Annotated in this window: 8 protein-coding genes; 2 read left to right on the top strand and 6 right to left on the bottom strand. The window is 47.4% G+C overall.

Annotation, left to right across the window (positions count from 1 at the left end; translation table 11 throughout):
* Positions 1-217: hypothetical protein (locus tag ACLGGO_RS34700; RefSeq protein WP_446422726.1), on the bottom strand; the 217-nt coding region annotated here is incomplete at its 3' end.
* On the opposite strand from ACLGGO_RS34700, the gene ACLGGO_RS34695 reads away from it, so the two are divergent.
* Complete coding sequence (locus ACLGGO_RS34695) at positions 216-380, top strand: hypothetical protein (RefSeq protein ID WP_446422725.1); 165 nt, start codon at positions 216-218, stop codon at positions 378-380. The genes ACLGGO_RS34700 and ACLGGO_RS34695 overlap by 2 nt on opposite strands.
* A gap of 50 nt (positions 381-430) precedes the next feature.
* Here ACLGGO_RS34695 and ACLGGO_RS34690 read toward each other — a convergent pair whose 3' ends face one another.
* The 5 genes from ACLGGO_RS34690 to ACLGGO_RS34670 all read right to left on the bottom strand — a co-directional run bounded on the left by ACLGGO_RS34690 (position 431) and on the right by ACLGGO_RS34670 (position 5854).
* Complete coding sequence (locus tag ACLGGO_RS34690; protein ID WP_446422724.1) at positions 431-3892, bottom strand: plasmid replication protein, CyRepA1 family; 3462 nt, start codon at positions 3890-3892, stop codon at positions 431-433.
* 243 nt (positions 3893-4135) lie between these two features.
* On the bottom strand, positions 4136-4513 hold the full coding sequence (locus ACLGGO_RS34685; RefSeq protein ID WP_446422723.1) for a hypothetical protein: 378 nt from the start codon (positions 4511-4513) through the stop codon (positions 4136-4138).
* Complete coding sequence (locus ACLGGO_RS34680; protein ID WP_446422728.1) at positions 4506-4787, bottom strand: hypothetical protein; 282 nt, start codon at positions 4785-4787, stop codon at positions 4506-4508. Before ACLGGO_RS34680 ends, ACLGGO_RS34685 begins: the two co-directional genes overlap by 8 nt.
* The gene (locus ACLGGO_RS34675) at positions 4696-4893 is read right to left on the bottom strand and encodes a plasmid partition protein ParG (RefSeq protein WP_446422727.1); all 198 of its coding nucleotides are present in this window, start codon (positions 4891-4893) and stop codon (positions 4696-4698) included. Before ACLGGO_RS34675 ends, ACLGGO_RS34680 begins: the two co-directional genes overlap by 92 nt.
* 391 nt (positions 4894-5284) lie before the next feature.
* Complete coding sequence (locus tag ACLGGO_RS34670) at positions 5285-5854, bottom strand: ISAs1 family transposase (protein ID WP_446422722.1); 570 nt, start codon at positions 5852-5854, stop codon at positions 5285-5287.
* A 330-nt stretch (positions 5855-6184) separates the two neighbouring features.
* On the opposite strand from ACLGGO_RS34670, the gene ACLGGO_RS34665 reads away from it, so the two are divergent.
* Complete coding sequence (locus tag ACLGGO_RS34665; RefSeq protein WP_446422721.1) at positions 6185-6757, top strand: hypothetical protein; 573 nt, start codon at positions 6185-6187, stop codon at positions 6755-6757.
* Positions 6758-6792 lie beyond the last annotated feature (35 nt).

Genomic DNA, 6792 nt, shown 5'->3' with positions numbered 1-6792 from the left:
TGGGTGCATTAACCGGGACATTAAGACCGTTATAGCCGACAAAGGCTGACTGCTCCAGTTTCTGTTGCAAAAACGCCCTCTGTTCATCCGGTGAGCGTCTTACCACAGGTTCCTGGGGTTTCGGAACTTTGAAACGGCGTCGCTGCAACGGATTCGGCGCGGACTTCCGACTCAAGGGTGAGAAATTTGGTTTGCGGATGGGTTCCCGATAAGACATGACCAGAAGTTACCCTGATTTACGCTGGTCTTTTCTGTCCTTCCCAGGAGGCGCGATCGCGTCTATGAGATTGGTAGCAGAAAATATCTTTAAGCATACCCCCAAAGAGCATAGCATTCTACCCCGCTCCAGAAAACTTAACCAACGTGCGATCGCTTCGTGAGTTTTCTGAATCGGTTGTGCAGGTGCGATCGCATCCTACGATTGTGCCAGTTAAATCCCTGGTGTCTTTTCCCTTATGCCAGTTCCGGTTCCCACCGCCCAATGACTGCCCGTCGCTCCGGAGATAGGAGCCGCGCCGCCTGACGGAACGCTTCCTCCATCGGGGATTGACTGTCGCAGGATATCGAACACTTCTTTACAACAGGAACGGAGAAAGCCTGCAAGCTCCCTAACAGAAGAAGGCGAAAGAAATCTATCTAAGGCTATCTCTGGGAGAGTTGCTGACGCATCCCCCTCAAACCATGCTCTCAAGGTTTGACGGCGCCACCATCTATCCTGCATTGCGATCGCATCCTCTACTGTCTCATCCTCATACCCCCGAATCGTCTGCCAGAACTGACCAAAAGACTCCACCCACGATAGGGATTCCAGCAAGCGTTCAGCAGGGGTAGGAGGGGCTGCGTCCATGGGTTTGCGTCTATGGGGTGTAGTATAAACACTATTATTATGACCCGTGGACGCAAAATCAGATTCAACCCCCTCGGACGTTGCCTGAGGAGCCGTGTCTCGTAATAGCCAAGCCTGGAAAATTTCATCACGTCCATCAGGTATGGGAATCGCCTGACCGCTATCATCTAATTGGAGAAGACCCCGACAACATAGCTGAAAGTCGGGAGCCGCAGCACCATAAACGTATATGCGAGATCTTCCATTCCTTCCGCTTCCTTCTCTCCTAAGTCGCGGTAGCCGATACCCAATCAGTCTTAGTAGCTTCTGTGCGAGCGCGATCGGGCTGTCACCAGGCAGAATTTTAATGCCTAAAAGGGCTTCTATCTCATAACGGTGCTGTTTACAGAAGGAAGCTATCGCCAATAACTCAGGGTCATTCTGAGGGAACTCTCGCCGCCGTAAGAGTTTGGCAAAACCAATCAGGTCTAGGACAGCGATTTTAGCCCCCAACTGCTTTTGATTAAAGTCCGGCTTGAATATCGCCCCCTCACCCTCATCGAGCATCTTTTGAGCGCTTGCCTTATCCAAAGCTTGCAGATGTTCCCGTCCTATGCCGAGATAATAATGAAGCCGCAGGAGTGGATACCATCCATCATCATCCTTCTTAACTAAATCTGAATCAACCTCAACCCCGTAACGATTGTTTAACTCTGCCTTACGGTACTGTTCCCGTTCCTCTTTGGTCTTGGCACGTTGGTCAAAAAGCTTCATCCATTTTTTGTCATCAATGTCTGGGGCGTTCGCGATCGCCTCACAATAATTCTGATAGTTCCCTTCCTTTGTCGCTTTGACTTCATCCGAGGTGGCTTCAATTCTCTCAATAAGGTCATCATCGTCAGATGGTGGCACAGTATCAATGATATTATGCCCCTCCTCTTGTAATTTGGCTTCAATAGCGGCTCGATAAGCCTTCATACCGAGGTTGATACGTGCCGATAACTTAGCCCAAGTGCTTAGTGAAGATGGTTGAAAATCTACGTCGATATCATCGGTAAAAGCAGCCTGGGTGAGCAAGTTTATATTGGCTTTTGCCATTTTATGTTGGGTCGCTAAAATCGAGCTGATATTAGTGGAACCGCCAGCAATTCGCCCAAATCCGGTTTTACGAACCCAAATATACCGGGGAATATTAGCGCGTAGTCTTGCCAAAAACTGACAGACTGAGTTAACGGGTTGATGACCAGGGAATATCCCCCAAACGCTTGTAAAATGCTGGCATTCAATACTAACCCCAGTCTCCAAAGTGGGAGAGGCAATCACGATGTCGTACTCTGGCAAAATTTCATTAAGACGTTCGATACAGCCATAAGCCGGATGATTGGGGTCAGCTACGCTCTCACTGTCAATTCGGAGTATCTTCAAATGGGGGAAACGGCGTCGGAGTAAGGATTCCAGGTTCTGGGTGCTATAGTTTGACCTGATCTTCTGTCCACCTGTGCAGATAAAAGGCTTACCTCCCATTGAGATATGCTCAATCAAATCACCGACCAATTGAGCCGGGGTGTTCCCGCCATAACTATAAACATCCCAACCTTGAGACGGCTTCCACTCATTGACAGCTATCCAGGTCTTGATTTTAAAGCCTATCAAGGACTTGATGTAGTCTATGGAAACATCTGATAGGTCAGCATCAGACAGGAAAACTTTCCCCCCAGTCGATAGGGCTATTCGTAACACCTCCTCAAGGCTTCGCAGGATGGATACGCGATCGCGAAAGCAGGTTGAGCTATTTAACAGATGCCAGATGACCTGTTCGACCTCATCAAGGATTATCCACGCGCCCTCCCAGTCATAGGGGTTGAATTTAGCCCGTGATTTTGGGTGCAATGAATCAACACACAACCCAAATCCCCATAGACCAAAATCATCACCTCTCTCTTCATCTAGGTAGTGAATCCCTAGCCGTCCACACAATTCCGAGCCAAGTTGAATCCGATGGGTTAATAATAAAATCTTTCTACCACCAGAACGGATAATCTGTTTCACCTGTTCAGATAAGCATTGGGTTTTTCCCGTCCCCTTGGGAGCCAAGAGACCTATTAACTGGGCATCAGCAGGAGGGCTAAAGCTTCCGAGATACCGGGAATTGATGAGAAGGTTTGGGGCATAAGTCAGTTTGTTTAATTGGGAAGCTTGCCAGATTTCAAGGTCTTTGGCTGATTGGAATACTTGATCGAGTTTGTTACCGTGGGCAACGATAAAGTCATCAATCCCTTTATAATCGGCATCCCACGATACAACTTTGACCTGGCAACCCGAATTCTTAAGTAATTTCCCAGTTTTGGCGATCGCGTCATTGACCTTCTGCTTGGTTTCCCGTCTTTGGTCTTGGTCAAAGGCTAAGTAGTGAAGCCGATTCGGTTGGGCAAACTGTTTCAGTTCTCTTATGAGGTAAGATTGACCGATCCGCTTCCCGTCTTTATTCCGTGGGGTGCGGACACCAGACCAAACACCAGGGAGTGCTATAGCAACATAGCTTTTTGATAACAGCGATCCGGCTTTCTTAACTCCCTCAGTAATGACAATCGGGATTTGTGGATGGTCTGTTACCCACTGCCAGAAGTTTAAATAGTTCCCGATGGAGATGTTATAACGATTGGCTATCCTCTGCCAGAGATGCCGTGGCATTTTGAGGCGGAAGATTTCCGTGGGCGTCTGGGGAGGATGTTCGTACTTGATGTATTTTGGCTCGTTTGGATTAAAGCCCTTAGATTTATCGATCCGTGGGCGCGAGGGTTTGAAGCATCCCCACTGACTATCCTCCGCGCCGCCGCACCACCAGCCACCGTCCCACCAGTTATTCCCGAATCGGCGATTCATCTTACGGGCAATGGCATCTGGGTGGACTTTGCCTGATTTCCAGTTATAGAGCAGGTATTCGTATGGAGTCTGTTCTGATATGGATTCTAGGTTGAGTGAGGTCAGTTCTGGATCAATAGCACTGCCTTTTGTCCACTCGTCCCAATGCGCTTTTTGAATGTGTAGAGGGTAGTTTTTCCCCATGATGCAAAACTCCTGGTTGGTTGTGCAGTCCAGGAAATTTGGGGTAACATGGGACTACACGACTTACACGACGAACGACGATGCACTTCTTGCTTCTTGGTTGGTTGTGTAAGAATTTGAGTCCTTCCCATGGACTCCCATTTCCTGGGAAACCAGTGCATTAAAATCCGCCAAGATTTTTAGGGTGCGCTGGTTTCGCAATTTTTATATTTTTAATTACTTTACCGCGATCGCGGACAATACCTAACTAGAAGCGCTAGCCGTAGAGAGGGTTGCGTCCACTGGTTCACCGCGCTGGAGTTTTTTCCAGTTCGGTGTGATCGGCTGGTAAGAGCAGTAACATACAACAATACGAGTGGGTGTATCGGGAGATGAGAACTGGTGAATTCTCGTTACAACCCAGTCCCCATCACGACCGTGGGTGATTCCACCGCGTTCTGGGTTGTCTAGATTGGTATAGTAGCGGATGCGTGAACCTAAATTGGGGAGCTGACCGGAACTATCCCATTCCTCGCTTAGTATGTCGGTTAGACCTTCAGAGGGAAGTAGCTTTCGTTCTTCCCAGCCGGGAGCGTTCATCGTCTCGGCTTTGTACACAATCCAGGTTTCGGGATTAGTCATATCGTTTGTCCTCAAAAGAAGTTTGCTTGCCTTCAAATACACAATCGACTTTGAGTGTCGGATCGCCTGTTGGCAAGACTTTCTTTAATTTCCAGCCGTATCTACGTTCCATTTCTCTACATTTCTCCGGATCGGTTGCTGAGTGGACGTTTTCCTGAGTCGGGTTGTCATCCGTTCCCGGTTCAACCATCTTTAATTTTCCCCCTCCCTCCTCTCCCCCCGGTGCTTGGTTCAGGCGCTGGGGGTTGTTGTTTAAACGGATCGTTGCTTTCAAGCCAGCCGTTAACCATGTCAACCAAAACTTGATTCATGCTTGTTCTTTTGGCAGTGGTCGCCAGTTTAAACCGCGTTCTGGTTTCTTCGTCTATATAAAAACTCATCTTCACTGTTTTGGTATCCTCTGGCACTGTCTCTCTATACCGCTAAATCTCTATGCCTCTAGCTTGCCACTAGGAGAGCATTTCACGCTATAGAGATAAATTGCTTTAGAGAGAAAGGTTTATAGTTTTTTGGAACTATACCACTATGCCACTATATTAACCTTAGAGCTGCCCAGCGAACCTAGGGCTGTTTCATTCGAGTCGTGTGGCAAGTCCCCAAAGCCTGCCATAGAGCCAGGTCTGAGCGTTTGTAATTGAGAGAAAACCCAAAATTCTCAAAAGATTGATGGCGATGGTCAGGAGAATGGATAGGTTGGTGACGGCTTGAAAATGACAAATAGGGGATAAATCTTTTTTGAAAATGGCATCCTTTACCCAATGGAGTTGGTTTTCAATTTGGAGCGTGACCTCGAATTTTGGCAGCGAAGGTTTTGGCATTCGATTGACGACTGCTCAAATAATATACAGTCTGATCGACAGGTTTGGATTTTCGCGTGCCAATACGTTGGACTTGGATAAAACGTTGACTATTGAGCCAAGCCGATTTGATGTTTTCAGGAAGTGAAAAAACAGAAATAGTTCGTTGAATTCTACGACCTCGACTCTTATCGTATTCAATATATTGACTGAGAGGAGGAGTAATTAGCGCCAAGTCATGTAAAGTTTTACGGAGAGTTTTCTGATTATTTTTGACGGTGATTAAATAATCATTATTGCCGTCGATAATGTTTTGGACAGTGGTTTTTTGACAGTGGATAGCATCGAGGGTGATAAGTTGATTGTCAGAAGGAAGGTCGCGGATAATGCCCTGAGCTGCCTGGGTTTCAGGTTTTGTGATTTGTTGGCGGCTGTCCATCGCTTTTGACGAATCCATTATCTTGACAGAAGCAAGAAACAATGGAAACGAAGTTTCGTTTATAGCGGGAATAGTATCGCAAAGTAGACCGTAAAGCTTTGCCATCAATGGTTAGGCAATCAGTGGGAGAGTTGGCAAGAGTTAATGGGTGTTCGTCACGGTAGGAGAGAGACTCAAGGAACGGCAGCAACAGGGACATCCTGAGGACTTACCAGGGACTTACTAGACAATAACTGAGGACTGACTGAGGATTCATACCCTTAGCCTATTCCCCAATGGATCGCATTTTATCTCAAAATACCCCTCAACCGTTGATTAACTGGAGACTTACCCAGGACTTACCGGGGATTAACCCAGAACTGACTGAGGATTAACTGGGGAATTTTTTCACCTTCAACAAGGCAATTTTGAACTCAATCGCAGGAGTAAGGGGTCGTGGATACAACAACAGCAAATACGAAGAAACCATCGAAAACCAGGCAAAAGAAAAAAGCAGTAGCCAAAGCCGAAGTTCAAGTTACCTATCGCGCTTTCACCGACTATGACGCCATGGTAATCAAATACTGCAAAAAAGATGGCATTCCCGAACTGCGCGAACGAATGCGACAAGCATTCAGTTACCTTTACAGTCCCTTCGCGGCGGCTGAAGCGGATTTACCCGTCAACCAAGTGCGGCAAATTGCGGATCAGGCGGCGAGAAGACTCATCGATTACGCGATGATGCTCAATTCCGAGTTTGGACTTTCCCTATCTCCCGTTATTTGGGGGGGTACGCCGCAATCCTCTGGGGTCGGTCAATTTCAATCAGCTTCCCCAAAACAGCCACCCGCTTCTGCTAATACCGCACCAGCCGTGTCAGTCAGGGATGAATTGGAGGATGGGGATGAAGCAGAGGAAAAAGAACCAGAACGAGACCAACGGATACAAGAAATGTTGGACGAAGCGAGGCTGGCTAATCCCGAAACTGCTTTTTTAGGAAAAGGGAAATGGCACGACCCATTCAATTAGAGCCTCCCTTTTTATCAGCCCCCAATCATTAACAA

Origin of the sequence: Coleofasciculus sp. (assembly GCF_046565525.1) — a bacterium.
GTDB lineage: Bacteria > Cyanobacteriota > Cyanobacteriia > Cyanobacteriales > Coleofasciculaceae > Coleofasciculus.
Note: the sequence above shows the minus strand (reverse complement) of the source record. Positions and strands in the feature narration are given on the sequence as shown.

Coding starts and splice junctions, on each gene's coding strand:
- ACLGGO_RS34695 (WP_446422725.1), top strand. CDS start 216: ATGACCAGAAGTTACCCTGATTTACGCTGGTCTTTTCTGTCCTTCCCA.
- ACLGGO_RS34690 (WP_446422724.1), bottom strand. CDS start 3,892: ATGGGGAAAAACTACCCTCTACACATTCAAAAAGCGCATTGGGACGAG.
- ACLGGO_RS34685 (WP_446422723.1), bottom strand. CDS start 4,513: ATGACTAATCCCGAAACCTGGATTGTGTACAAAGCCGAGACGATGAAC.
- ACLGGO_RS34675 (WP_446422727.1), bottom strand. CDS start 4,893: ATGAGTTTTTATATAGACGAAGAAACCAGAACGCGGTTTAAACTGGCG.
- ACLGGO_RS34670 (WP_446422722.1), bottom strand. CDS start 5,854: ATGGCAAAGCTTTACGGTCTACTTTGCGATACTATTCCCGCTATAAAC.